The 24,196-nt window shown below is 39.5% G+C and carries 23 protein-coding genes; 20 read left to right on the top strand and 3 right to left on the bottom strand.

Going from position 1 to position 24,196, the window contains the following annotated elements:
• Nucleotides 1-189: 189 nt before the first annotated feature.
• The gene (locus tag ACJG85_RS13190) at nucleotides 190-3,381 is read right to left on the bottom strand and encodes a LamG-like jellyroll fold domain-containing protein (RefSeq protein WP_412476641.1); all 3,192 of its coding nucleotides are present in this window, start codon (nucleotides 3,379-3,381) and stop codon (nucleotides 190-192) included.
• A gap of 484 nt (nucleotides 3,382-3,865) precedes the next feature.
• On the opposite strand from ACJG85_RS13190, the gene ACJG85_RS13185 reads away from it, so the two are divergent.
• From ACJG85_RS13185 to ACJG85_RS13110, 16 genes are all read left to right on the top strand, one after another.
• A complete protein-coding gene (locus tag ACJG85_RS13185; protein ID WP_412476640.1) occupies nucleotides 3,866-5,137 on the top strand; it encodes a tyrosine-type recombinase/integrase in 1,272 nt (423 codons plus the stop codon).
• Between the two features lie 83 nt (nucleotides 5,138-5,220).
• Nucleotides 5,221-5,766, top strand: coding sequence for a hypothetical protein (locus tag ACJG85_RS13180; RefSeq protein WP_412476639.1), 546 nt, complete (start codon nucleotides 5,221-5,223; stop codon nucleotides 5,764-5,766).
• Between the two features lie 117 nt (nucleotides 5,767-5,883).
• A complete protein-coding gene (locus ACJG85_RS13175; protein ID WP_412476638.1) occupies nucleotides 5,884-6,180 on the top strand; it encodes a hypothetical protein in 297 nt (98 codons plus the stop codon).
• Nucleotides 6,181-6,308: 128 nt separating this feature from the next.
• Nucleotides 6,309-6,524: a hypothetical protein gene (locus tag ACJG85_RS13170; RefSeq protein WP_412476637.1), complete on the top strand. Its 216-nt coding sequence runs from the start codon at nucleotides 6,309-6,311 to the stop codon at nucleotides 6,522-6,524.
• Nucleotides 6,525-6,615: 91 nt separating this feature from the next.
• Entirely contained in the window at nucleotides 6,616-7,335 is a 720-nt protein-coding gene (locus ACJG85_RS13165; protein WP_412476636.1) for a hypothetical protein, read from the top strand.
• Between the two features lie 255 nt (nucleotides 7,336-7,590).
• Nucleotides 7,591-8,664: a hypothetical protein gene (locus tag ACJG85_RS13160; protein ID WP_412476635.1), complete on the top strand. Its 1,074-nt coding sequence runs from the start codon at nucleotides 7,591-7,593 to the stop codon at nucleotides 8,662-8,664.
• A gap of 130 nt (nucleotides 8,665-8,794) precedes the next feature.
• Entirely contained in the window at nucleotides 8,795-9,076 is a 282-nt protein-coding gene (locus ACJG85_RS13155; RefSeq protein ID WP_412476634.1) for a hypothetical protein, read from the top strand.
• Between the two features lie 6 nt (nucleotides 9,077-9,082).
• A complete protein-coding gene (locus ACJG85_RS13150; RefSeq protein WP_412476633.1) occupies nucleotides 9,083-10,261 on the top strand; it encodes a hypothetical protein in 1,179 nt (392 codons plus the stop codon).
• A gap of 466 nt (nucleotides 10,262-10,727) precedes the next feature.
• Nucleotides 10,728-10,997, top strand: a complete 270-nt coding sequence (locus tag ACJG85_RS13145; RefSeq protein ID WP_412476632.1) for a helix-turn-helix domain-containing protein — start codon at nucleotides 10,728-10,730, stop codon at nucleotides 10,995-10,997.
• A 1-nt stretch (nucleotide 10,998) separates the two neighbouring features.
• Nucleotides 10,999-11,262: a hypothetical protein gene (locus ACJG85_RS13140; protein WP_412476631.1), complete on the top strand. Its 264-nt coding sequence runs from the start codon at nucleotides 10,999-11,001 to the stop codon at nucleotides 11,260-11,262.
• A gap of 17 nt (nucleotides 11,263-11,279) precedes the next feature.
• Nucleotides 11,280-12,782 (top strand): type IV secretory system conjugative DNA transfer family protein, encoded by a 1,503-nt coding sequence (locus ACJG85_RS13135; protein WP_412476630.1) that lies wholly within the window; start codon nucleotides 11,280-11,282, stop codon nucleotides 12,780-12,782.
• A gap of 12 nt (nucleotides 12,783-12,794) precedes the next feature.
• Nucleotides 12,795-13,616: a hypothetical protein gene (locus ACJG85_RS13130; RefSeq protein ID WP_412476629.1), complete on the top strand. Its 822-nt coding sequence runs from the start codon at nucleotides 12,795-12,797 to the stop codon at nucleotides 13,614-13,616.
• Between the two features lie 189 nt (nucleotides 13,617-13,805).
• A complete protein-coding gene (gene mobF / locus ACJG85_RS13125) occupies nucleotides 13,806-16,496 on the top strand; it encodes a MobF family relaxase (RefSeq protein WP_412476628.1) in 2,691 nt (896 codons plus the stop codon).
• On the top strand, nucleotides 16,480-16,863 hold the full coding sequence (locus ACJG85_RS13120) for a hypothetical protein (protein WP_412476627.1): 384 nt from the start codon (nucleotides 16,480-16,482) through the stop codon (nucleotides 16,861-16,863). Before mobF ends, ACJG85_RS13120 begins: the two co-directional genes overlap by 17 nt.
• 72 nt (nucleotides 16,864-16,935) lie before the next feature.
• Complete coding sequence (locus tag ACJG85_RS13115; RefSeq protein WP_412476626.1) at nucleotides 16,936-17,556, top strand: hypothetical protein; 621 nt, start codon at nucleotides 16,936-16,938, stop codon at nucleotides 17,554-17,556.
• Nucleotides 17,537-18,004, top strand: a complete 468-nt coding sequence (locus tag ACJG85_RS13110; protein ID WP_412476625.1) for a hypothetical protein — start codon at nucleotides 17,537-17,539, stop codon at nucleotides 18,002-18,004. The genes ACJG85_RS13115 and ACJG85_RS13110 overlap by 20 nt, the downstream gene beginning before the upstream one ends.
• Before the next feature lie 37 nt (nucleotides 18,005-18,041).
• On the opposite strand, the gene ACJG85_RS13105 is transcribed toward ACJG85_RS13110, so the two are convergent.
• Nucleotides 18,042-18,281: a helix-turn-helix domain-containing protein gene (locus ACJG85_RS13105; protein ID WP_412476624.1), complete on the bottom strand. Its 240-nt coding sequence runs from the start codon at nucleotides 18,279-18,281 to the stop codon at nucleotides 18,042-18,044.
• A gap of 101 nt (nucleotides 18,282-18,382) precedes the next feature.
• Here ACJG85_RS13105 and ACJG85_RS13100 point away from each other — a divergent pair, with 101 nt between their 5' ends.
• The 4 genes from ACJG85_RS13100 (at nucleotide 18,383) to ACJG85_RS13085 (ending at nucleotide 23,403) form a co-directional block, all read left to right on the top strand.
• Complete coding sequence (locus ACJG85_RS13100; RefSeq protein ID WP_412476623.1) at nucleotides 18,383-19,726, top strand: T9SS type A sorting domain-containing protein; 1,344 nt, start codon at nucleotides 18,383-18,385, stop codon at nucleotides 19,724-19,726.
• Between the two features lie 106 nt (nucleotides 19,727-19,832).
• Entirely contained in the window at nucleotides 19,833-21,209 is a 1,377-nt protein-coding gene (locus ACJG85_RS13095) for a hypothetical protein (RefSeq protein ID WP_412476622.1), read from the top strand.
• Nucleotides 21,206-22,249, top strand: coding sequence for a hypothetical protein (locus ACJG85_RS13090; protein WP_412476621.1), 1,044 nt, complete (start codon nucleotides 21,206-21,208; stop codon nucleotides 22,247-22,249). The genes ACJG85_RS13095 and ACJG85_RS13090 overlap by 4 nt, the downstream gene beginning before the upstream one ends.
• 2 nt (nucleotides 22,250-22,251) lie before the next feature.
• Complete coding sequence (locus ACJG85_RS13085) at nucleotides 22,252-23,403, top strand: hypothetical protein (protein ID WP_412476620.1); 1,152 nt, start codon at nucleotides 22,252-22,254, stop codon at nucleotides 23,401-23,403.
• A gap of 365 nt (nucleotides 23,404-23,768) precedes the next feature.
• Here ACJG85_RS13085 and ACJG85_RS13080 read toward each other — a convergent pair whose 3' ends face one another.
• Nucleotides 23,769-24,137: a DUF6876 family protein gene (locus ACJG85_RS13080; protein ID WP_412476619.1), complete on the bottom strand. Its 369-nt coding sequence runs from the start codon at nucleotides 24,135-24,137 to the stop codon at nucleotides 23,769-23,771.
• Nucleotides 24,138-24,196 lie beyond the last annotated feature (59 nt).

Below are 24,196 nucleotides of genomic sequence, written 5' to 3'. Positions count from 1 at the left end.
TTTATTTTTTATAAATGTAAAATACTTACAAAAAAATACGTTTTCCTGTCTTTTTTTATCGTTGTATTAACATATTTTATCGGTAAGCGGTATGTTTAATTTTCGATGAGTGGTCGTAAATAAGAAGCGACTCGGCATAACCGAGTCGCGAATTAAAAAAACAAATGAATTACTTTACTTATGTGGTTTTTATAAAACTATTTTTTTAGTTAAATTTCCTTTGTTAGTGATTACTTTAACTAAGTAAGTACCGGAAGAGGCTTGGTTAACTTTAAGATTGATTTCTTCTTGGCTTTGGTTCTCCAATGACCAAGTATTGATTTTTTGTCCCAATAAATTGTACAATTCAACGCCGCTGATATTTAATTGTAATGCATTGTTTTTAATAGTTACCACTTGTGTATTTTGGGCATGAGTGATTTGTAAACCATTCCACAAATTATCTTGTGTTGACAAGGCAGCACCGGTACTAAAGCGCAATGAGAATCTGTTTTCAAATGTGCCAGCCGGTAAATTAGCTTTATAGGCTTGTTCTCTCAAATTAGTGTAAGTGTTGGTTACATTGTCATACAAGTAAATAGGAAACGATTCTTGGATATTTTCGAGTTCATCGATACTGAATTTAATATTTCCTGGGGTAGCATTTTTAACACCTAAAGGATAAGTGTTAGCCGTATTAAAATAGCCATCTGCTAAGATATTCAATTTATAATTGCCTGAAATGAAGTACATATCATTAGATAATGTTTCCATACTTACGCCATCATAACCATTGTCATAACCGGTCGATCCGTATTGGTTCATAAAACCAATCAAAGTTTCACGATGGTATTGATCAGCAGAGTCATAACCCAAACGGATTTTCATAAATAGTTCTTCAGGAACTTCGGTATCGCCATTATCTTCTTGGTTATCACTATTGGCTACCGGAGATGCTAAACGGAATAGTGTGTAAGAGGATGCTGAATTTTCTTTTATGAATGATCTTTGGCTATTTTTATAGGTGATTGTGCCGCCTGTAGCTGATCCTTTTACAAAGAAACCTTGTCCAACCGGAATATATCTTTTGGGTTTTTTTGAACTTGACCCCAAACCGCTAATTCCTGATGGAGCTACAGGAGCTGTTCCTCCGGTTTTAGTGTAAGTGGCGTAGCCTCCTTGATAATCTTGAGAAGCATGAGAGTTGTTTGTGCTGTAGTGTTCCCAGAAATATAAGGTACCGGTAATACTTGTGGCATTGTCATCAATAAACTTATTCGCATCTATGGCTGAAGGGTAAGGATTTCCTGTTAAATTTAAATTGTTTGGTAAGACAGAAGAAGTGATGGTTCCGTTGTTTGGTTTTCCAACAAAAGTGTAATTTTGATTAGCAGTAGCTGCACCACTTCCTTTTAAAGTAAAACCTTGTCCCGGTAAAATCGTTCCGGTATTGCCAACATAAGACCAATTGGCTGTACCGTTGGCAAAATCTTGAAATTTAAAAATCCAATATTTTGACAAAGTAATCGGACTCGTAGCAGAGGCATTTACACCAGAGGTCCAATTTAAGGTTTGTGGGGTTAAAGTAGTACCGTCTTTTAAAATGTTACTTAATGTGTAGCCTTGATTATTAGCACTACTGTTTATTGCGCCAACAGGAGATGACCAATAATTGTAATTAAATTTATTGGATTGTCCTTGCTGATCACGCTCCAAAGAGCCTGAACTGGATGGATCAAGATCACTGTTGATTATTTGGATTAACTGCGATCTGCCTACCAAATCAATTTTGCCATTCAATTTTAAGTAATGAGTAATTTCCACTCGGGTATCATTGGTAACGGCATAAGTGTTATTAGCAACAACAAGTCCTAATACCCTGTTGTTTACTGTTGATGATATGTTGTGATCAGTTTTAACAATATTCCAGCTAATTGGGGTAACATTGTCAACGATTGATAAGCTGTTAGGGGCATCAACAGAAGCGTCACCAGACCATGTGGCTGCACTGCTCCATGATCCGCCGGCAACTGATTGATAGGGAAGAGGTGCTTTTTGAAGTTCAACGGCTACCTCGCTTTGTGATACAAGGTATCCGCGATTTTTGTTCGATGAATCGTCATCAATATGAGTACCAATGAAAGAGTTCATACTGTAGTAAGCCACTAAGGAAGACCATTTAACTGTGCTTACATCATTTTTAGATATAGTGCCAGGTAATATTGTTCCTTTAGTATTGGAGCTGTTTTGGAGGATTTCTTGATTCAAGATAAATCTCAGTTGGGTTAATCCTAAAGCTCTGTTCCATAAGCGGAATTCATCGATATCTCCCTTGAAGTAATTGCGTATATCATATTTACTGTAATACTCGCCTCCCATTGTAAAGCTATGATTATTTACTGCCGGTGTTGTTGTGGTTATGCTTCTGTCCAGTACACCATCAATGTAAAGACTTAGCTTATTAATGGCGAATGTTAAGGCTACATTGTGCCATTTTCCATTAGGGAAAGCGGTGTTTGACGTTAGCAAAGTGCCACCATTCCAAATAACGTTAAGTTTGTTGTCTGTAGAGAGATAAACTCTGTAGCCTGATGTTCCATCATATTTTGAAACAATTGTTCTTTCGCCGGTCAATTCATTTTGTCCGTTTGGTTTAATCCAAAACATCATTGTAAATGAGCCTGCTAGATTGTTCACATTATTAAACTTGATATAATCATCAGAACCATCAAAAACGATTTGACGAGAACCAGTATTTTGTTTGGCAACTCCGAAAGTGAAAAATTTCACTCCGTCAAAATCATAATCAGCTATTTGGTTAGCACCACTGGTACTTAAAAAAACTGTTTCAACATTAACAGAGAATGATTCATCATCAGCAATTACCAATACATAAGCGTCATTTGCTGTTAAAGCCGGTAGCCCGCTCAAACTTGAGGTTGGAATTGAGATTCTGGTGGCGCCTATATCTCCGCCATTCTCAATGATTTTCCATGATTTATTGGGAGTATCAACAACTGTTGTCATTCCGGAACCACCGTTAAAAGTGATGGTCAATTCTCCGTCTGTATCGCTCATATCACCATTGTTGTCACCCCAAACTAAGAAGTTCATGTCTGTGGCAAAAGAATTCGGATTTGTAGCGTTGTTAGCCGCTATTGTTCCTAATCCTATTAATAACATAGGTTGAGGAATAATGTCTGTGTTTTGCTTCTTATTGAGTCCGGCATTATCGTCCCTTCCTATAAGATCGACATTGTTGTTGTAAGAACTATTAGCAGTGGCATCCCAAATGATAGTTCCGTTAGAGTCATAAAGATTTTGACCAAATGTTAATGTGGTGCAAAAGCAAACCACAAGCATGGCAAAATTAGTGCGTAGATTAGGGGTAGTTTTTTTCATAACTGTAGGGGTTTTAGTTTATGAATATTATTGTGAAATGATTTTTGAAATACATTTCCTTTGTTTGACATAACAAATCTACATGCTTTAATTGTTTAATCGATTAAAAGCAAAATAAAATCGATGAAATACATCTTTTTTGAAAAAAATAAGGAATAAAACTTACAAAATAAAATGCAGGTGCTTAAGTTTCAATGCCACAATTGATTGAAAAACAAAGTAGTAGGAAAGGATGTAGGAGCATAAAAAAAGGTCCGGTAAAGACCGAACCTTTTAAAGTAGCGAGGACGGGAGTTGAACCCGTGACCTCAGGGTTATGAATCCTTATTTTTTGGTTCTATATGGTTCGATATGTGCTGAAATGCCTTATTTTACTAGGATTTTTAAAAATACTAATTCATTAAAAACCACAAAAAAACGTCATTTGTTTTAACATTGTTTTAGCAAAATTCCGTATCTTTGATATGTAATAAAAACAACATTTATGGCTTCAATAAAAGTCGTGCTCTATCCAAGAGCCAAGAAAGACGGGACTTTTCCGCTTGCATTGAGAATTACCAAAGATAGAAAATCATCTTATATTTTCATGGATTATTCCGTGAAAAAAGAAGACTGGATTGAGGATGAACAGCGTGTCAAAACATCGCATCCCAATTCTAAAAGGTTAAATAACTACATTCTTGCCAAGAAAGCCGAGGCAAGCGATACCTCTTTGGAAGTTGAGACACAGAAAAAAGAAGTCTCAACAAGGGCGATAAAGCAAAAGATTAAGCCTAAGGGTGGTGCTACTTTTTTTGCACAGGCGCATATCTATTTAAAGAATCTAGAGAAAACGGGAAACTATAATTGTTTCATCGCTGAAAAATCCCGTGTCAAAATTTTCCAGTTGTTTGTCAGCGGCAGGGATATTACCAAAGCAGAAAAGCCTACGGGTAAAAAAGATGTGGCAGAAACAGGTTTAAGCGATATTGCTTTTTCGGATATTACTATGGGGCTTTTATCCAGATTCAAGGTTGAACTTGCCGCCAAGCGTAAAAGTAGCGACCGCACAGTTGCTAACTACATGATGATGATACGCACGGTTTTTAGTCAAGCAATCAAAGACGGCGTAACGGAAGAAAAATATTATCCATTCGGAAAAGGAAAGACTTCCATAGAGTTTCCGGACAGTACTAAGGTAGGTATCAATCCCGAAGATGTTGCGAAACTTGAAACGGTGGACTTGCCTATATTCAGCCATGACCATGCTAGGAATATATGGCTTGTTTCTTACTACTTTGCAGGGATGCGTGTTTCGGACGTATTGCGTTTGCGTTGGTCGGATTTCAGGGAAATGCGTTTGCATTACACAATGGGAAAGAACAACAAGACAGGTTCTTTAAAAGCACCTGAAAAGGCTCTTGTCATTTTAAATAAATATTTAGGGGACAAAGAAAAAAGCAATGACCTTATTTTTCCTGACTTGAAAGTATTGCCGGATTTGAGCAACGAATTTGAAGTAAAAAGGATTATTGCTCAAACGGTAAACAGGTGTAACAAGATATTGGCAAATTTCGTTTTGCCTGCCGCGAATGTGGAAGCTAAAGTTACCATGCACATTGCACGACATACCTTTGCGACTTTGGCAGGTGATAAAATACCGGTTCAAATGCTTCAAAAGCTGTACAGACATAGCGATATCAAGACCACAATCGGCTACCAAGCTAATTTTATATACAAGGATGCAGACGAAGCTTTGGATGCTGTTCTTGGATAAATTGTAATTGATGTTAAACAACAAAGCAAAAAGCCCTTAGGGGCTTTTTCTTATATTAGCACAAAATAAAAATATCTAACAAAATGGAAAATACTTTAAAAATACACCCACCTTATCAGGTCTTCTACATTGAGAGCATTCTATCAATAACAAGCTCCGCAGTTACTTCCATTGATATTTTTATTGAGAATCTGGACGAAGTTGATGCCTACAAAAATGACTTACACCTGTTGGATTTACTACAAAACATAGTTAATCAAACCGCCATGCTCTCAAAGTATTTTTTTGTTCACGAGAGCAAGCGTGATATCCACCGGAATAGAGCGGAACATTTGCGAGAGCTTTTTCAGATAGATGATGACAGTATTTTAAGAGACAAAACGGTCAGAAATTTTATTGAGCATTTTGATGAAAAACTGGATGAACTTTTTTCAAAGCCGATAGCAGGCACGTTATATCCCAACTTTATAGGATTTAAAGAACAGCTTCGGGAACCGTTGTTTGTTTTCCGTGCTTATTATTTAGATGAACAGTATTTTGAAATCTTGGGTAAGAAGTTTCATATCAAACCGATTTTTAATGAAATCATCCGCATACACAATCTTGCTGTGGAATATATAGGAAGGTGATTTTTTTATCCCAGACTTTCTTATTACGTGTGTGTCAAATTGTCACTTTTTGACTATAGGCACGAATCTTGTCTTTCTTATCGTTCTAATAACTAACTTTTTAAACACAATAAACGTATGGAGACAAAAAGATACCATGAAGAAGATTTCGGCGGGTTTATACAGGAGCTTCTTGATGGCAAGAGGTTCAATGACTCGAAAGAGGAAGGGATTGCCAAGCTGGTCATAGACAGAGGATATGACGCACTGACTGACAAACAGAGATTTGTATTTGAGAAAGCTATTAGCCACTATGAGTATGATGAATGCAGTAGATGCGGTCATGATATCCCCTGGTCGGAAATGTCGGCGGCAGAAGATAATGGGGGTATGTGCAGTTGGTGTCAGCAATTGAGTAGAAACGATAAAGACTAATTTTAAAAAATAATTTTATGAGTATAGTAAATGGAAGTTTTTCGGTAACCTGCTCGAATTGCAATCATGTTAATGAGTATGACGCAAACGATGCAGATTTTGAGCACACAGGCACACATGAGAGAAATATGGGTCCCGAATATCAATACACTTGGGAGACAACTTTTGATTGCGAGGAGTGTCCAAATGAAATCGAAATCACATACGATGTATGGGAGTATCCGGTTGGCGCTTACAATCATTCGGATATTCAAGTAAAAGGTGGTGCAGTAGATGGAGAATTCGGATATGACTTTGCCGATGAACCTGAGCCGGAAGAGTTTGACGAACCAGAGGAAGAGTAAATTTCAGTAAATAAAGAGGGATTCAATAATGAGTCCCTTTTTTATTGTTGTCTTTTTATGTGTATTTTTAGCATCAACAAATTTTAATGCCATGACGTCAAACGAAGAAATTGAAAGACAATATAAAGAAGCGATTGAGCTTGTTGATTTAAGAGAAAACAGAACGGGCGAGTATATTCTTAATTTACTTATTGAGCAGGCTTTTACCATTTTTTCAAATAAGCTCGGTTTTGGCGGCATCAAAGCAGAAAATGAATTTTCATTTCAGTTTGAATTTGGCTCAATTTTAAAAGCACTAGGGCAACTCTATGAGTTTCGGGTTGAAGACCAGTTTCATCTTGAATTTGAAAGTGGTTTTCTTTTCGAGGAAGATTATTCAAGAAACAAATCTAATAAAGGCAGGATAGACATTTTTATTAAATATCTTTTCAATTCCAAACTGACAAAGGTTGCGATTGAGATAAAATTCTTTAAGAAAGAAAATCAACGAGAGCCAAATAATAGATATGACGCATTTAAGGACATTCTGAAACTTGAAGCATATAAGCGGCAGGGTGTTGAAATGTGTTATTTTATTCTTGTCACAGACCATGAGCATTACGTTGTTAAACAAAAATACAGTGATAAGACTAAGGACTTTGATTTAGGGCAAGGTAAGTCATATAAGGCAAACACGGTTCTTTCTTATAGAACAAACAACCCAAATTATCCTGACATGGTACTCAAAGGGGATTATGTTTTTAATTGGCAAAAGATGCCAAAGACGAAAGAGGAGACTGGGAATTACTATGGTCTCTTGCTTAGAATTTAATGTTTTCATTTCGCGATGTTTTTTAACGATTAAATTCGCATTTTGACGATTCTATATAATGGTCATTAAATACTTTCTTAATTTTATAATGATTGGCAATACCACTTCAGCCATTCTCAATGATTTACAATCCTACATAGGTTGGGTTTGTAATTTTTAGTTGTAAAAATACCGATTAAATCTGTGAAAGTTTGGATGCTCTTTTGTTTGAGCATTTAGACTATAATCTATATTAATCATTTAAATTATAACATCATGAAGAAAGGTACTTGTTTTCTATTATTCGGTTTATTGGCGACAAATATTTTATTCTCTCAAGGGAAAGTAAAAGTATTTAATACTGTATTAAAAGTTAAGGATATTGGTGGAACAGCGAATCTTACACAACAAAAGTGGAACAGAGAATTACCTCAGGTATTACTTAGGAATGAAGATTTTTATTTAAAAAATATTGGAAGCTATCGAAATTCGTATATGGAAGATGAGCCCCATAGTCTTTTTAATCTGATAGATAAAGGTGCTTATCCGTTATTAGATGAAATAAACATGACTTATTATGATGAAGTTGTTATACCTAATCTTCAAGGGGACAAAGACGTCAAAAATAGAGAAGACTTTATTAAGTTTTGTGAAGCTTGGAACTCACTTACAAATTATGCAGACAGAAAAGCATTAATTTTTAAAGGAGAATTTATAGATATAGGAAAACTTATCCAATCCAAGAGGTTTACTTTCACTGAATCAAGTTTTCAAATAAGTAAGGATGTAACAAAAAAGTTATCGGCAACGATAACAGCCGATATTAAAGCCGATTTAAAGGCTAATAACATTGAGGTTACATCGTCTTTGATGAACTATTTGAGTAAAACAGTTACAGCTCAGACAAAGTATAGTGGAATTATGATTGTTGTTGAGTTTGATGATGATTATATGAGCCGCTTAAGTTTGTTCTTAAATGGACTTGACTCGAAAAAGACAGGTACAGATAATTTTTCCAAAGCTTTAAGAGATTATGCTGCTCCAAATAGTCAAAGGGCGGCTACTACTGGACTTATTGTTTTTAAACTCAAAGGCGAAATTAATAAATCTAAATTATCGGAAGCTTCTTTAAAAGCTGATATAAAAGCCAATTTTAGTTCGCTAGATGATGATAAAGTTGCAGATATAGCAGCGGCGATAAGTTTTGGATTTGTTAGTAAAGTTGAAAACACATTTAATGCTGAAATTGATAATGTCTATGTTAAAAATTATCTCACATCAGAAAAGATTGATCAGATTGTGTTGGCAAAATTATTTAACAGTCTTAACCCAGATTTAAAGAAAGCATAAAAATAAGAATTCCATTAAAAAAGCCTCCAATAAGGAGGCTTTTTTATGATTGGATGCTTGTAAAAGTAATATGACACAAAAAATGATGCATTAAATAATTGATTATCTTTGTGTAAATATTTTTGATGGTATGAAAAATTTTAATTTTGAGCAAAAAGGAGGCTTTTCGCACACAGATTTCGAAGCAAAACTTGCAGAGGCCAAAAGGTCGTTAGCAAGCCAATATAATATTTCAGAAACTGAAATAAGGGCGGTTCGTCATTCACAGGATATAGGTATATCCATTGGAGGTGCGCCGACTTTTCCTGCCTACGTGGTTGGTTACGAAATTGTAAAAGATGAAAAAGTTGTTGGTTATCTCGAAGGACATTTGAGTAAGTCACTTGACTATATGCACATCTTTTCAAACTGATTGCCGATGACACCCGAACAAAAGGCATATTTCGTAGACAAGTTTTTATATGGTCTTCTTCATGAGTCAAGTTTTCCAAGTTCATTTGCAAGTGTTTTGGAATTAAGCGAACTACCAAGTGAGCAAAACAGGGATAATTTTAAAATTCTTGAATATGACGTTGAGCGGTTAGGTCTAGTTGAGTTTATTCGAGGTCGTGACAATTCTACTTTGGATGGGCAATGTGAATATTTTATCAGTGCAAAGGGAGCGGACTATGTTTCATCAGGAACATCGACTTTGAAATTATTTCAAAAACAAGAACAAAAACCTATGAATAAATTTAGTTGGAGCAAGGCGTATGGGCGCTTGTTCAAGATTATAAATGGTCCCGCTTACATGACGGGATCGGAATTTTTAAATGTCGCAAGGGAAATTAACGAAGACCTGCCTTTAAGTTATACAAAATACATTGACAATAGACGTGATGAGGGCAAAAGCACTTCACGTCAAGAGTACTATTGGGACATCATTGACGAGATGACCGAAGAACAGAAGCATGAGTTCTTTCAAGCAATGATAAAGATTTTAACCCCGAGAGTTCCACAGGAAATTGGATTGCTGACAGAACTATTTGATACGGAAGAGAATGCTGTGATTGTTAAAAAGGCAGTACCGTCAAAAGATATGCCGGAGGCGATGTATTTAGATGTTCTTGAGACATTACATAGCACTTATAGAAGTGCAGAGCAAAAGCCTTCACTTTATCAAGGAAAAGGTGAAGAAGACCTTCGAGACCTTGGCTTAATGATGCTCGAGTCAAGATACAAAGGTGCAGTTGCCGCAGGTGAAGCATTTAACAAACTTGGAAAGACCGATATAGTATTAAAGAGCGATGATGGAAGTAATTTGTTTGTTGCTGAATGTAAAGTATGGCGCGGTGCTGGACAAGTGCAGGCTGCCATTGACCAGCTCTTTGGTTATTTGACATGGCGAGATACAAAATCAACTTTGATTTTTTTCGTGCCAAATGCAGATTTTTCAACTGTATTGGGAAGGATTAATGAAGAAGTGGAGAAGCATCCATTGTTTGTGCGACACGTAGGTGACAGAAATGAAAGTAGTTTTTCGTATATATTTAGACATCCTGAAGATGCAAACAGGGAAGTCAAGATAGAGGTAATGGCTTTCTCTTTTCCAACATAGAAAAGTCAATATTGATGGCAAAAAAACAAAAGTCAAAAAAGCTTTGTATATAACCGCATGAAAACATGCGGTTATTTTTTTGTTCATCATGAACAAAAGAATAATCCACTTCGTCGATTATTTAAGTATTTCATCAATTTTCTGACAGTTTTTCTTTATCCTCTGTAACATTGTAGGACAGTCTGCCGTAAAACACCTGAAACCGTTTTTTACGGCATAAACCTCAAGACGCAATGAAACACTTGGCAGATACATATCGCAATCCTTACGAGTTGATACTTGTCGAGTATATCCAACACTTCGGATTTACCCTGCGTTTCCTGTCCTAACTTTTAAAAAGCTGTCGGCAGGGAGATAAAATCGTTTATTTCTTCTGTTGCCACAATCCAAGAAAGACGCATCTGTGCAAGGGATGCCGTCCTGCCTCTTGTATTCTCAATTTTTACTTACTTAAAACTTAAACCCTATGGAAGTTATATGCATGGAGGACAAGGCTTTCTATGCCCTTGTCGAAAACGTCGTGGCGCGTTTGAAGACCGAAAAACAGAACGAACTTGATACATGGGTATCGGATATCGAGGCGATGCGCCTTTTGAATATCAAATCCCGCACCACACTTCAAAAGCTGCGGGACGAGGGGAAAATCCGTTTTTCCCAACCACAAAAGAAGGTCATTTTGTACGACCGCAATTCAATCAATGTTTATCTGGAGCGACACGCCCGCAATATTTTTTAAGATGGAAGCAACCAATCAGGAAATGCAGGATTTTATCATGGGATTTAATGACGGATATACTGTTTCTAAATTCCTGCCTGAACTTGGGGAATGCCTTTCAGGTTTGAAAGCAAGCTCTCCGCGCATAGAAGGAATAAAAGCAGGCATCGAGGAATACACGCTTGAGCGTTCACTTGAAAACCGCCCTTTGTTTTTGAACCCTGACAGACTCAAATCCGCCTTTGAGGATAAAACACAGACCAAAGATTTTGATAAAGACCATTAATTTTTTTTTTCAACAGCATGAACACTTTTAATCTCGACACCCCTATACTGGTATTCAACGCCAATACCAAGGACGAAAGCCGCTGGACGATACGCCAAGCGGTGGAAGGGGTGCAAATATTCGGCGGTATCGGTTCAGGGAAGACATCCGGCTCAGGCAGGATGCTTGCCCTTAAATATCTCCAAAACGGCTTCGGCGGTCTTGTCCTGACTGTCAAACCTGATGAAAAAGACCTTTGGGTCGATTACTGCAAGGAAGCAGGACGGTCAGACGACTTGCTGATTATAGAGCCTGATAGCCCTTATCAGTTTAACTTCCTGAATGGCGATGGCGGCATTCAAGGCAACCTGACTGAAAACATCGTGGACGTGCTTAAAACCGTTATACGTGCCAGTGAGGAGAAAGCAAGCGGCAAGGCTGACGATCCGTTTTGGGAGTCGGCTTTGGATATGCTCCTGTTCAATGTGGTTGACCTTTGCAGACTCGCCTACGGCAAGGTCAGCGTTCAGGAAATTTACAGTATTGCCCAATCCTTGCCAAAATCGGATGGCAAAGGACTAAAGGACGGCGCAAGAAATGCCTTTTACAAGGCGTTTACGGTGGCGCAAGACAAGATTCAAGCCAAGGTCACGGCATGGGAGCAAGGTCTTGATAAAAGCAAACGCGCTCAACTTCAACAGCAAAACACCTATGAAGCTTGCCTGTTTGAAGCCGTGCCGGATGCCCGCGTATTGAGCTTCATCGACCAGTTCTTTCTTGAAAGCTTTATGAACCTGAGCGAAAAAACCCGCTCGATTATCGACTTCTCCTTAACGGGTTTTTTGTTCCGGTTACTCAGAGAGCCGATTTTATCCCTGTTCTGTGCCAATACCTCGAACTTCAAACCCGAGGACAGTCTGGCAGGTAAAATCATCCTGATAAACCTGCCCGTCAAGCTCTATCAAAAAGTCGGCAGGGACAGCCAAATCCTCTTCAAGTACATCTGGCAAAAGGCGATGGAGAAACGCAATATCGCAGAGAACGACCGCCCCGTATTCCTGTGGGCGGACGAAGCCCAGAATTTCATCCATGAACACGACGCGGATTATCAGGCCACGGCACGCAGTAGCCGGATTGCGACCGTGTATATCTCGCAGAACCTTCCGAACTATTACGCCAATATGGGCGGCGGCAGGGCGGAGCAAAAGGTCAAAAGCTTTTTGGGAACGCTCAATACGAAGATATTTCACGCCAATGCGGATGTGGACACGAACCGCTACGCCTCTGAATATTTCGGGGATGTGTGTTTCGAGGAAACGTCCAGTACCACCACGGCGGCAGGGCAGTTTTCGGCTTCGCGCACCAAATCCATCAAATTCGACCGTCTGATACGACCTGAACAATTCAACCGCCTGATGACAGGCGGCGAACAAAACGCCTTTGTGGTTGAGGGCTACATTCACTTGCAGGGCAATGTTTCTCAAAAAGGGAACAGCGACAGCAAGGTTAAATTCAACCAAGAATCAATAATTCAACTTTAAAATTTACGACACATGAAAAAAAATCTTTACTTCCGTCACACGTATCGCAGGGAAAACATCTTGTTTAATCTTGTATTGGGTTTATTCCGCATGATTGCCTCTTATCCCCGTTTACTGCTTGAGGTCTTTCTCCGCAAAAACTTCGGACAACGCTATTTCCGACTGTCATCCGTTATAACGGTTATTTTTATCCTCGGGGTTTACCCTGTTTTATCTTCGCAAGCCGCAAGGTTTTTCAGGAAATTCCGTTTTGCCGCGGACGAGCAGGACTCGTTTATGGCTCAGTATTTTCTTTGGTATGTCTTCCTGATTGCTTTCGCTTACATGGGTTGGACGCATTACAAGAGCAATAAAAGGGAGGCAGGCGTTTTTAATTTTGACCATTTCAGCTTGTCCAGTGGTGAGATAAACCCGCGTTTCCTGCAAGTTAAAATCCCGAACATCAAAACAACTATCCGTTTGGTGGAGTGCTTTTTAGAGCCTGCCGTATTCCTGTTTGCCGGGATTGTGCTTTGGCTCATCGGGCAAAAGCTTGGTGTTTTACTGACCTTCAGCAGTATCGTTTACGCCTTTAGTTATATCGATGCCTATCGTCAGGGCGATAATTTCGTGCTTGATAAAACCGATGAAATGATTTGCAACGAACAACTGGAGAAAGCTTTTGTCGGTGAGGAGGAAAGCAAAGACGGCAATAAAAGTGATAGCGATGCGGATACGAAAGACGATATTCACAAAGGTTTCCGCTTCCGTGGGCGCAAGCCGGAAAGTCAGGAAAGACGCAAACAAATCCTGCCTTTTCTCACGGAAGACGAAAAAACGACAACTGTTCATTAACTCTCAAGCAGTGCTTAGAGGAGAAGTCTGATGGGTTTTCTTTAACGGCTAAACAACTATCTTACCTTACCTCTGGCACACAGCCTGCTGTGTTAGGGGTGGGTATGCGGGAAGTTTAATCCTTATTCACCGGACGCAAAACGTCCGTCCGTTTTCAAAAAATCATTATACCCTTAAAAGATGATACGCATGATTCAAAGCCAGTCCGCCGGACATGCCAAGGCTTATTTTTCCGATGCCTTGATGAAGTCCGATTATTACGTCTCTGACCAAGAGCTGCAAGGCTTTTGGCAGGGGCTTTTGGCTGTGCGTTTGGGTTTGCAGGATAGCGGGATGAAGGACGCTTTTTTCGCCTTGTGCGAAAACGTCAATCCGCAAACGGGTCATTCTTTGACACCTCGAACGAAGGACGTTCGGAAGGTGGGTTATGATATTAATTTTCATTGCCCCAAATCCGTGTCTATCCTGCATGGCTTGTCGGGAGACGACCATATTCTGAAAGCCTTTCAGGATAGCGTGACCGAGACCATGCGCAGCGTCGAGGCGGATGCCAAGACACGGGTAAGGCTGGACGGCCAGCAGAGCGAGCGAGGAACGAGCGAGCTTGCGTGGTCGCATTTTACCCATCAAACCGCCAGACCTGTTGACGGGGCTTTGCCTGACCCGCATTTGCACAGCCATTGTTTTGTGTTCAATGCGACTTGGGACGAGGCGGAGCAGCGCATCAAGGCGGGCGAGTTTCGGGACATCAAACGGGATATGCCTTACTACCAAGCAATATTTCACAAAACCCTGTCGGACAAACTGGTCGGGCTTGGGTATGGCATTAAACGCACGGAAACCTCATTCGAGATTGAGGGTGTGCCGCAAAAGGTGATTGACCTCTTTTCCAAGCGTACCGATGAAATCGGCCGTATCGCCAAGGAAAAGGGCATTACCGATGCCAAGGAACTGGCGGAACTTGGCGCACGCTCCAGAGCCAAGAAACAAAAAGGGCATAGCATGACGGAGTTGAGAGACGAATGGCTCTCGCAGATTGCCGCCCTTGGCAATACGGGTGACGAGGGCAAAGCCGTCCGTTATGCGCCTGACCGTCAAAAAGAGGAACTGACGGCGGAGCAATGTCTTGACCATGCCATTGCGCATAGTTTCGAGCGTGCCTCGGTCATGGCTGACCGCAAGCTTTTGGAAGCGGCGTATCGTCATGCAATCGGCAGGGACGGGGTTTCCTTGAACGCAATCGCCAAGCGATTTAGGGAGGACAAGCGACTTATTCATATAACCGAAAATGCCCGCCCGATGTGTACCACCAAGGAAGTGCTGACGGAAGAAAAGCGCATGGTGGATTTGGCACGTTTGGGCAAGGGGCTGTTTATTCCCTTGTACGAGAAAGCCCCTGAACTTGACCTGACGGGTCAACAAAAAACGGCAGTCGAGCATGTCCTGACGACCTCTGACCGTGTTTCTATCGTTCGGGGTGCAGCGGGGGCGGGTAAAACCACGTTGATGCGTGAAGCGGTTGCCAAGGTTGAACAGGCGGGGAAAGCGGTCACGGTATTGGCGCCTACGGCGCAAGCTTCAAGGGGTGTTTTGAGAGAGGAAGGTTTCGGGGATGCCCAAACCGTTGCCAAATTCCTGACCGATGCCCAGATGCAGGAAAAACTCAAAGGGCAGGTTTTATGGGTGGACGAAGCGGGATTGCTCGGCACGAAGGACATGACCGATTTACTGGAAATCGTGACCAAGCAAGGCGCAAGGCTTATTCTTGGTGGTGACACAAGGCAACATGCAAGCGTTGTGCGTGGCGATGCCATGCGTATTTTAAATACCGTTGCCGGCATTCGCTCGGCAGAGGTCAGCAAGATTTACCGCCAGAAGAACCATGAGTACAAGGCGGCGGTCGAAGACCTTTCAAAAGGGGATATCAAGGAAGCCTTCGGCAAACTGGACAACATGGGGGCGATAGTCAGTGTTGACCCGATGAAACCAAACGAGCAGATGGTGAAGGGTTACATCGATACCTTGAAAAAAGGAAAATCGGCGATTGTGATTTCTCCCACACATGCCCAGGGCGAGGAAGCGACAAACGAGATTCGACAAAAGATGAAAGAAGAGGGGTTGCTCGGCAAGAAAGAGATTGCCGCCAAAAGCTACAAAAGACTCAACCTGACCGAAGCGGAAAAAGCCGATGCCCGAAACTATCAAAACGGGCAGATTGTGAAATTCAATCAGAACGTCTCGGGGTTTATGCGCGGGAGCATTTGGGCGGTTGAAAAAGAAAATGACCAAATCAGGCTCGTTAACGAGAAAGGGCAATGTAGAACTTTGCCGATTGGTGAAAGCCATCGGTACAGCCTTTATCATGAAAGACAAATCAAGCTCTCAAAGGGCGACAAGGTTATGATTACCGATAACAGTTTTGATGCAAAGGGCAGGCGGCTTAATAATGGAACTTTGCTTGAAGTCGCCAAGGTTTCCGCAACTGGAAAATTGACCTTGCAAAACGAGGTGAGTAAGTGCGTTTACGAACTGGATAAAAAATTCGGCTTCATATCGCATGCCCACGTCATTACCTCCTACGCTTCGCAAGGCAAGACGGTGGACGAGGTTTTTATCTATCAGCCTGCCGGAACATTTCCCGCGACGGATGCGAAGCAGTTTTATGTGTCGGTATCACGGGGTCGAGACCGCGCCCGAATTTATACGGATGATAAAGAAACCTTGCTTGAATACGCATCCGAACTTGGTATCCGTCAGTCAGCGATAGAACTGGTCGGCAAAGACAAGAACCACATAGATGCCGTGATGCAGTTGCAACGGCAGGAAAAAGAACAGGGAATAAACCATCAGCAAAGCAAAGATTATGAGCCTGACAGGTAACTTCGACAAATTAAACAAAGGAAACGGCGGACAGGGAACTGTACCGCCAGAACTTTCTATGGATGAAATGGCAAACTACGCTTCACCATCACAGGTACGGAATTTATGTTTTGTTCAACCTGACGGAAACAGGTTGTTTTTAAACTATGCCTATTTGGTGTCGGGGGAGTATTCGCCAGAAGAGAATATCATTGTACTGACCTACACTACTCACATTGTTATCTTGAAAGGATGTAACCTTAGTGGTCTTTTTAGTAACTTGATGTCTCATATCTGTAAACTGATTGTTTGTGAGGATAAGAGGTATTTTGAAATTGAAGCAAGAGAAGGAGCTTTTGTGATAGATATAGAAATTGTTAAACAATAATAAGTATAAGGCTATGTGTTTGAAATAGTTAAGATTTTTTTTATTATTTTTGATATTTAATTTACTGAATCAATGGTAGATAATGATCAACAACAAGGTTATGATAAAAATAGTCCTTCTCCTAAAACAGAAGGGAAAAGCTTTGTTTTTACCATAGGTTCAAATCTTGGCAGGTTTATAAAAAAAATCCCGTCAAAAAAGCAAGATGAAGAATTGGAGGCTGTAGTGGCTACATTAAGTTCTGAATTCAATAAAGTTTTATATGAGAACTATTTTGAATATTTTAAAAAAGCATGTCGAAAGTATTCGCACGATGCTTACAGTTACTCTCTTGAGATTATACCCTTTAATTTAGGAGTAGTTGTGCAGGTGCGTACTGTTAACCTTGGTGAAGAAACTATCATTATTTCTGACACTCAAGATTCCCTAAAAGGGGCTTTAGGCACAATAAAAATACCGGATGATTTTAGGGAGAATGTAGATGATTTACTTTTGAAGTCCTCTATATCGTTTAAAGATACAGAGTTTTGTTTGTTTGGTCGTGGGCTTTTAATGTTTAAAGGTAAAGAGAGTCATTTTTGGACAGAGAAAGTGGCGAGAGCAGATATAGAAGATATTAAGAAACTCCGTCAAATGTACTATGCGAAATTGGCGGGTAAAATCGATAAAAATAATGGGCCTAAACAAACGTAAAACTGCTAAGGCATACGAACTCTATCCAGAAGATTCTGAATTAAGAGAAACTTTTATAAGGGGTTTTGACTATCAGGAAGAGGCAATAGAGCTTGAAAATAGAAAATATATTTGGCTGACGATTTGTACAGGTGTTGTGATTATAGCTATGGCTATTTATATGTATACGCTGGAACCTAAAAGTACACCTCTATTTGCTTCAAGCTTGATAACGATATCTTTGATTCTTGTTAATGCAGTTAGTATTTCAAAGTGGTTGGGTAATGGTTGGTCACTGATTATTTCGTTTGGATTTGGCTTCCTGCTTTTTTTTCTTGGTCGTGGTGAAGTTTCTTTCGAAACGTTAAAAGATATTTGGCTCGCCATAATGAAAGATAAGTCAGGCGTTTCCAGTGTATATATACAATCCATTGAAGAAAACAGCCTCTGGTCTCTTCTTAAAAAATAGTTGCTGTGTATATGCCCTTTATTACTGCTTTTTAAGCTTATTTTTTAATCGACAGCCCTTTCAGCAAATCACTCGGCTCAACTTCCAGAGCCTTAGCAAGTTTGAACAGAAGATTCAAAGTCATGCCTGCGCCCTCGTCAAAAAGTAATCTTATCGTCTTTTCGTTGCATCCCGCGGCTTTTGCGAACTGCAATTTATTTCCACCGAATTTGACCATAAACTCTTTATAAATGCGTTTGGTGACTTCCTGCTTTATTTCCTCTAACTGTTTCTGCATAAAACAAAAGTCAGCATCAAAAGCAAAAATATTTTAATTATGATTCGGAGTTTTCTCCGAATTTTTATATTTTCGTATGATTAAACTTTAAATCTATTCGTATGAGAAAAATTACAATTATTTTGATGCTGACTTTTTCAGTCGGTATTACGGCACAATGTTTCAGGAAAGTAGTCGCAGGGGAAGACCACTATATTGCCATTAGTCAAGATGGCACTCTCTGGGCTTGGGGAGAAAACAGCCTTGGGCAGCTAGGTGATGGTACAATAGTAGATAAAACAACGCCTGTGCAAATCAGTACTGACAATACTTGGATGTTTGTTTCCGTGAGTGACAGGCATTCAATGGCGATTAAAGCCAACAGAACGCTATGGGCTTGGGGAAATGATAACTATCAGGCGTTAGGTAATGGGACAAGCAATGATAGTAATGTGCCTGTTCAAATCGGAACGGCGACCAACTGGAAAGAAGTCTCTGCGGGTGAAAGAGGAACGGTTGCTATCAAGACAGATGGCACTCTATGGGTGTGGGGTACGAATGTTTCCGGTTATCTTGGAAACGGCGCGGCGACAAGCTTTGTGAGCAATGTGCCGATACAGCTTGGCACGGCAACTGACTGGTTGACCATTTCGGGTAACGGCCGCCATTGTTTGGCGGTCAAAACAAACGGTACTTTATGGGTTTGGGGTCTTAATGATTACGGACAGCTTGGTACAGGCAATACGACCAACGTCATGACCCCTGTGCAAATCGGTACTGCAACGGACTGGAAATTTGTAGATGCCAGTTCCAGCGTCTCTTTTGCTCTCAAAACAAACAATACACTACATGGTTGGGGTTACACTTCGGGAATGACCTTTGAATACCTGACCCCGCAACAGGTCGGAATAGATACGGACTGGAAAACATTCTCCATCAAGAAACGCGCACAATCACAGTTTATCCTGCTAACAAAGACAAACGGCACGCTTTGGGGATGGGGGAGTGATAATAGCCAACAACTCGGAAACGGAACATCGGCAGGGAATTATACCTCACCAACGCAAATTAGCATAGAAACCAACTGGTCGGATGCTGTGGCAGGTTATTTCTCAGGCTTGGCGATTAAGGATAACGGAACATTCTGGGCTTGGGGCGATACTCAACTTGTCCCAAATGGCGGGGGATTTGTATCACAGCCGACACAGTATAGTTGTACTTCGTTATCTATCAGCGAAAATTTTATAACAGATGCAAAACTTTACCCTAACCCTGTTGCCAATAAACTATTCGTGGATGCGAACAGTGAAATCCTGTCAATGAAAGTCTATGACTTAAATGGAAGAAGCATCAATGTATCCCGTATTGAAAACTCTTTGGATATGTCGCAACTATCTAGAGGTATCTACATATTGACTGTTCAAACTTATGCAGGAGCTATTACTAGAAAAATTGTGAAGAACTAGTTATTAAAAAATATGTATATTTACACAGCTGCAAATTAAAATACCACCTCGTAGTTTGCAGTTGTTGTTTTTTGTAGAAGTACGAAAAGTTTATAGCAACTATATTATGAGGTATTTAAAATTTAGGGATTACAATCTCGTGATGGGCTTTTTTGTCCATCTTTCTGTTTGTGCGCAAGCTCCAGTTTTGCCACCTAACCCTGTCACATCAATTCTCCCTCAATACACGACATCTGAACTTGTAAACCGTTCCGATAAGAAAAATTCAGTTTCTCCTCCAGCATCTTATCTGACCTTGCCAAATACACAACAGAGACAGAATGCTGCAATTATTGCAGAAACGGAGCGGCACATAAACCTATCTTCGGTGAATCTTGATATAAAAGCTGACATAGAAAAAATGCAAGCACAGCGTACAGTGAATTATAGCTTGCCATCTTTTCAAAATCGAGCCGGAACAAATTTTTACCGTGAAGCTTTCGAAAAGATAATTTTGACTGATACGGTCTATAACTTGAAGGAAACAAATTTCACGATTGAGAATGCCTACTTTGAAAATGTATTGGATAAAGCTGAGTTTGACAATGCGATTAAGTCAGCAGGGGATTTCATCAAGTCAAAAATGAAAGAAGAAAAATATAGTCTTGACAGTAATACTGCCAAGAACTTTATGCTGTTCTCATTCTTTACAGAGTCTTTAGTTCTCAAATCTGATAAACAAAAGCATTTACCTTTCAAGTATGATTTTGAAGATTACATGGGATTGAAAGACTATTCAAAAATGTTTGTATCTAAACTTTTAGCGACGGGTTCAGGGCAATGCCACTCGATGCCCTTGCTTTATCTCCTATTGGCTGATGAAATCGGAGCCGAAGCTTATCTTGCACTATCGCCCAATCATTCCTACATTCGGTTTCCTGACGATCATGGCAAGTGGTTCAACATCGAATTGACCAATGGTATGTTTTCGACTGATTCCTATATTTTGCAATCGGGCTATATAAAATCGGAAGCCTTGCAATCAGGCATCTACATGCAAAACCTTTCTAAAAAAGAACTGCTCGCAAATTTGTTGACGGATTTGGCAAGCGGGTACGTTCGCAAGTATGGATATGACGAGTTTGTCAGCGAAATCATTGAAAAAGCCCTTTCGTTCTATCCAAATAGCGTGAATGCCCACATTTTGAATGGTCAATTAAAAGCAGCACGTTTCGAGTACGTGATGCGACAGCTAAAGATTAATCCGAATGACCAAAAGGATTTGCAGAGGATTAATCAATATCCGCAAGCAATAAAAATGCTCAATGAAGTAAATGCAGTATTTGCGCATGTCGATAATCTTGGATATGAGCCAATGCCCGACGAAGCATATCAGGCTTGGTTGCAGTCTATGAACAAAGAAAACGAAAAACAGAAAAACGAGGAGTTAACTAAACAGCTTAGAAAGGCTCTGCCGGATAAGAAAAATACAACTAAAGGGTGATAAGAAATTATATTTTAGGAATTTTATTTTTTACCATTTCATTGTCGGTAAAAGCACAAAATCAGGAAGCACTTTTTGAAAAGAGTTTGCTGACCTTAAATGATATGCTTGTTAATGAAAACCATTACAGTTTTAAGAAAGCTGTTTTCTCGGTTGAGAATGCTTACCTGAACGGAAAGCTTGATACAATAACCGTAAACAATCAAATCAATGTCCTGACGAACATATGCAAGTCTTTAATTAAAGACAGGTTTTTGGCGTATGTCGAGAATGACAAGGAGAATGTCAATAAATGGGCTTCGGTTTATCAAGTGATGTGTGACAGCATCCCTATTTTGATTGAAGGTAAAGAATATAAATACGTTCCTTTCCGGTATGATTTTGAGGATGTTTTCGGCAATCAGGAACTATCCAATATGTTTGTGTCAAAACTCCTGACCACGAGAAAGGGGAACTGCCACTCTTTGCCTTACTTGTATAAGATTTTGTGCGAAGAATTGGGAACGACGGCAAATTTGGCACTCGCACCGAACCATATTTATATCAAACATCAGAACAAAAAGAACGGATGGTACAATACAGAACTTACAAGCGGTATATTTCCAAATGACGCTTGGTTGATGGCTTCTGGATTTATTCATGTGGATGCCATTAAGAACGGTGTTTATATGAAAGCACTCGATAATAAAGAAAGTATCGCTTTGGTATTGATGGATTTGGCTGATGCATATCAAAAAGCTTTTCCAAATAATGATGGTGCTTTTCTTTTGAAATGTACCGAAAAGGCTTTGAGTGTTTATCCAAATCTTACATCCGCATTAATCATGAAAGCAGAAATACAAAAAAAACAGATTGAGCGTAACGTTGATATAGAAAAGGCGAAACAGGACTTCAAAAAACTAGAGAAGGAATATGCCTATATTCATGCACTAGGCTATCGCTTCATGCCGGAAGATATGTATCTAAATTGGCTGGTGTCCTTAAAAACGGAACGTGAAAAATTTGAGAACAAAAAATTGACTAACTTTAACAAGAAATAATCATGGGGAGATTATATTTTTTAACAATATGCCTCTTTTCTTTTGCGGGAATGACTGCCCAAGAAAAAATATCAAAGGAAGAAAAAGAACGCAGAGAAAAGAACATTCAAGCGGCAAATCCTTTTAAGCAATTTGGTTATAAGGGAAAGGTGGCTACTTTGAGTAAGGGTAAATATCTCGAAGTTCATGATTTGGATAGTATAGTTACAATAGGTTCAGTCAGATTCCATGTCGATAAGAAGAAAATTGTGGGGTTGGTGGAGATAGATACCGCTATTTTTGAATATAGTCGCCCTATTGGAGATATAGCAAGCCGTTGGCTTTCTCCAGACCCCTTGAGTGAAGAAACGCCCGCTTGGTCTCCTTATACGATGTGTATGGATAACCCTATAAGATTTAATGACCCATCGGGTATGATTGCACAATCAGTTATTGATGACATGTTTAGTAAATCAGGAAGTGGAGAAACAGTATGGACTAATAACAATGGAACCTTTGAAGATGGTAATGGCAATAGTGTAGCAGCGGGAGATAACGATGATGATGTAACGGTAGATTCAAATGGAAATGTGACGAGTGTTGTTAGAAAAGAAGGGGCAAATAGATTTTTTGACCAAAATGGAACGCAATTATTTTTTAATGACCCATCGAATATGGACAAACATATGATGTATGGACATTTCAATAAAGGAGATAATATCTATCGTAAGATAATTAATTTGCTCGACAGAATTATTGCTGCGGGCACAATTAGTGAGAATGTTTCTGAAAGTTATAAAAGCGGAATGGACTACGTTCGATTGGGTTTTGCCTCATGGGGAGATTGGGATTTTCCAACTTTGTTACAAAATGAGTTTAATGTTTCGACTGATGAAATGGTTAAAGCGGGTTATAATGGTGGCTCACGAACCTATTTTAGGTTTGGACAGCATAATACAATTTATAATATTTATGATGCAGGGCAATTTATGTGGGGTAGAGCGTTAGGACATTCAGGATTTTCTTTAAGTTCTGGGCTTAGAGGGGCAGGAGCAAATGAAAGAATATTTTCTTTAGGAACGCAAGGAGATAGTGCCGCTGATACCAATGCAATTACAAACGGTTTTTATTATCAATATTTTAATCAAAAAGTAAGAGGATGCGATCCAGAATAAATTTTCAAAAAAATAGATTTATAGTTTTTACAGTATTATTTTTTATAGTTTACACGGCTATAACGTTTATTCCTGATTACACAATAGGACGGAAGTTAAAAGCATTTTTAGTATATAGCTTTTTATTTTTGAGTTTTGTGACCTCATTAATAGGGATTATTAATATGATATATAACAGAAGGATAAATTACTTGAATTTATTTCTTTTATGTTTCCCGTTTATATATTTAACGGTCGTCTTTATACTTGCTAATTAAAATTGAGACAGTAATAAAGCATCATTTTGTGATAAGCTGAATCAAATACCGCTATTGACTTAGAGATAAGTTATTATCAGCCGCCCCAACGGGGCGGCTGATTTTTGTTTAATATTCACTTGTTAGTAAGATTACATTGTTGACAAAATAAATGCAGATTTCATCAAGTGGAAAATCTGTATATTGAATGTGCTTTTTGTAAACGATGTTATTATTGCCATCATCGCAGGTCAGAACTGCTTGGCTCTTTTCAAGGTCAACTTTTAGTTTCCAAACTTGAAATTCTTGTGCTGTGACACTTTTGATGTTTTGGTTGAATGCGATTTCATCGATAAGCCAGTAAGCTCCAGATTGTTCAGCAAGGAACTTGATACCGTCAGTGTAAAGAACGGTTCTGACGATTGAGTGACGATACCAGTTTTCTGTTCCAGTGAACTGTGTAAGGTCTGTTTTTGTGAATTGTTTAGTGTCTTTCATGATATTGCTCCTTTTTTAATGCCCTCCACCGTGGAGGATGGGGCAAACACGGAGCAAAG

The organism is Flavobacterium mekongense, from assembly GCF_047038255.1.
Lineage (GTDB): Bacteria > Bacteroidota > Bacteroidia > Flavobacteriales > Flavobacteriaceae > Flavobacterium > Flavobacterium mekongense.
Note: the sequence above shows the minus strand (reverse complement) of the source record. Positions and strands in the feature narration are given on the sequence as shown.

What these genes read in the sequence shown, in the direction of transcription:
- ACJG85_RS13190 (WP_412476641.1), bottom strand. Translation starts at nt 3,381, where the DNA reads ATGAAAAAAACTACCCCTAATCTACGCACTAATTTTGCCATGCTTGTG.
- ACJG85_RS13185 (WP_412476640.1), top strand. Translation starts at nt 3,866, where the DNA reads ATGGCTTCAATAAAAGTCGTGCTCTATCCAAGAGCCAAGAAAGACGGG.
- ACJG85_RS13180 (WP_412476639.1), top strand. Translation starts at nt 5,221, where the DNA reads ATGGAAAATACTTTAAAAATACACCCACCTTATCAGGTCTTCTACATT.
- ACJG85_RS13175 (WP_412476638.1), top strand. Translation starts at nt 5,884, where the DNA reads ATGGAGACAAAAAGATACCATGAAGAAGATTTCGGCGGGTTTATACAG.
- ACJG85_RS13170 (WP_412476637.1), top strand. Translation starts at nt 6,309, where the DNA reads ATGGGTCCCGAATATCAATACACTTGGGAGACAACTTTTGATTGCGAG.
- ACJG85_RS13165 (WP_412476636.1), top strand. Translation starts at nt 6,616, where the DNA reads ATGACGTCAAACGAAGAAATTGAAAGACAATATAAAGAAGCGATTGAG.
- ACJG85_RS13160 (WP_412476635.1), top strand. Translation starts at nt 7,591, where the DNA reads ATGAAGAAAGGTACTTGTTTTCTATTATTCGGTTTATTGGCGACAAAT.
- ACJG85_RS13155 (WP_412476634.1), top strand. Translation starts at nt 8,795, where the DNA reads ATGAAAAATTTTAATTTTGAGCAAAAAGGAGGCTTTTCGCACACAGAT.
- ACJG85_RS13150 (WP_412476633.1), top strand. Translation starts at nt 9,083, where the DNA reads ATGACACCCGAACAAAAGGCATATTTCGTAGACAAGTTTTTATATGGT.
- ACJG85_RS13145 (WP_412476632.1), top strand. Translation starts at nt 10,728, where the DNA reads ATGGAAGTTATATGCATGGAGGACAAGGCTTTCTATGCCCTTGTCGAA.
- ACJG85_RS13140 (WP_412476631.1), top strand. Translation starts at nt 10,999, where the DNA reads ATGGAAGCAACCAATCAGGAAATGCAGGATTTTATCATGGGATTTAAT.
- ACJG85_RS13135 (WP_412476630.1), top strand. Translation starts at nt 11,280, where the DNA reads ATGAACACTTTTAATCTCGACACCCCTATACTGGTATTCAACGCCAAT.
- ACJG85_RS13130 (WP_412476629.1), top strand. Translation starts at nt 12,795, where the DNA reads ATGAAAAAAAATCTTTACTTCCGTCACACGTATCGCAGGGAAAACATC.
- mobF (WP_412476628.1), top strand. Translation starts at nt 13,806, where the DNA reads ATGATTCAAAGCCAGTCCGCCGGACATGCCAAGGCTTATTTTTCCGAT.
- ACJG85_RS13120 (WP_412476627.1), top strand. Translation starts at nt 16,480, where the DNA reads ATGAGCCTGACAGGTAACTTCGACAAATTAAACAAAGGAAACGGCGGA.
- ACJG85_RS13115 (WP_412476626.1), top strand. Translation starts at nt 16,936, where the DNA reads ATGGTAGATAATGATCAACAACAAGGTTATGATAAAAATAGTCCTTCT.
- ACJG85_RS13110 (WP_412476625.1), top strand. Translation starts at nt 17,537, where the DNA reads ATGGGCCTAAACAAACGTAAAACTGCTAAGGCATACGAACTCTATCCA.
- ACJG85_RS13105 (WP_412476624.1), bottom strand. Translation starts at nt 18,281, where the DNA reads ATGCAGAAACAGTTAGAGGAAATAAAGCAGGAAGTCACCAAACGCATT.
- ACJG85_RS13100 (WP_412476623.1), top strand. Translation starts at nt 18,383, where the DNA reads ATGAGAAAAATTACAATTATTTTGATGCTGACTTTTTCAGTCGGTATT.
- ACJG85_RS13095 (WP_412476622.1), top strand. Translation starts at nt 19,833, where the DNA reads ATGAGGTATTTAAAATTTAGGGATTACAATCTCGTGATGGGCTTTTTT.
- ACJG85_RS13085 (WP_412476620.1), top strand. Translation starts at nt 22,252, where the DNA reads ATGGGGAGATTATATTTTTTAACAATATGCCTCTTTTCTTTTGCGGGA.
- ACJG85_RS13080 (WP_412476619.1), bottom strand. Translation starts at nt 24,137, where the DNA reads ATGAAAGACACTAAACAATTCACAAAAACAGACCTTACACAGTTCACT.